General features: G+C 68.4%; 1 protein-coding gene and 1 pseudogene. One reads left to right on the forward strand and one right to left on the reverse strand.

Features of this window, described 5'->3' with window-relative positions; genetic code table 11:
• Window positions 1-107 (forward strand): Kdo hydroxylase family protein (locus MKK60_RS14710; protein WP_243986802.1); only part of this gene is annotated, 107 nt, incomplete at its 5' end.
• Between the two features lie 89 nt (window positions 108-196).
• On the opposite strand, the pseudogene MKK60_RS28470 reads toward MKK60_RS14710, so the two are convergent.
• Window positions 197-304: pseudogene (locus tag MKK60_RS28470) on the reverse strand (hypothetical protein); the annotation flags it as partial.

Genomic DNA, 304 nt, shown 5'->3' on the forward strand with positions numbered 1-304 from the left:
GCTACATGCTGGAGCAGACCGCCTACCTGCCGGTCTCCGCCCAGGCCGACCCGGACAAGAGCCCGCAGCGGATCCTGGCGCGCAAGCTCGGCCGCCCGCTCCAGTAGGCCTCCCGCCGCAAAGGACACGACACCGATGATCTCGACCTGCGCGATTTCGAGGGCTCTCGCTCGGTGATGGCGGCGTGTACGCCGACCCACTCGCGGATCGTTCCGTCCGGATTGCGCACCGGCTGTCCCTTGACCGCGAACAGGCGGTACTCGCCATCCCGGTTCCGAACGCGGTGCTTGAGCTCGTAGCCCCT

Origin of the sequence: Methylobacterium sp. J-092 (genome assembly GCF_022829325.1) — a bacterium.
Taxonomy (GTDB): domain Bacteria; phylum Pseudomonadota; class Alphaproteobacteria; order Rhizobiales; family Beijerinckiaceae; genus Methylobacterium.